Annotated in this window: 1 protein-coding gene; it reads left to right on the top strand. The window is 34.3% G+C overall.

The window, feature by feature from the left end:
- Nucleotides 1-57 precede the first annotated feature (57 nt).
- Complete coding sequence (locus tag MCY_RS02685; RefSeq protein ID WP_007346829.1) at nt 58-486, top strand: hypothetical protein; 429 nt, start codon at nt 58-60, stop codon at nt 484-486.
- The last annotated feature ends 140 nt before the right edge of the window (nt 487-626 follow it).

Below are 626 nucleotides of genomic sequence, written 5' to 3' on the forward strand. Positions count from 1 at the left end.
GAGGTAAATAAATCCATTGGTAAAGTTATGAATTTAGATTAGGAAATATTAAAACAGATGTTTTTAATAAATCGTAAACAGCCGGTGCGAAAAAAGTTTATAGCCATTGCAAGAGGGCATGTACCATGGGGATTAGGGGTAGCAGAGTATTTTTACAATCTCTATGAATACGAAGATGGGTCAAGAGAATATGAGGAATTTGAAGGTGGGCAGTATCAAGAGATGCCTTCAAATGTTGATTATAGTACTAAAGCGCAAGTGAAAGCGTGGATATATGGTGGTGATTTACCAAGAAGCGTCTTGAGTTATGAACCTTTGATAGATGAGGTTAATAAGAAAATCAAAAAACGTACAAAGAAAGATCAGTTGATTTGTGAGATTACAGATGATGGTGAGAAATGTTATTCAGAAGCTTATGATATAGACCGTGAATTAGAAAAAGCACTTGATATTCAATTGGGTAGGTATCGAAATGAAAAAAAGTGAAAAAAATAAAAAATACGTATTGACATTAAAGGAAATGTCGTTTAGAAAGATCGGCAAGTGCTAAAAACACTTGTGTTGAGCGGGTAAGCCACGAAAAGGTTTCTCCCATTTCTTAAAATACTGGCTGTCTTTTATGCTTT

The organism is Bartonella rattimassiliensis 15908 (assembly GCF_000278215.1).
Taxonomy (GTDB): domain Bacteria; phylum Pseudomonadota; class Alphaproteobacteria; order Rhizobiales; family Rhizobiaceae; genus Bartonella; species Bartonella rattimassiliensis.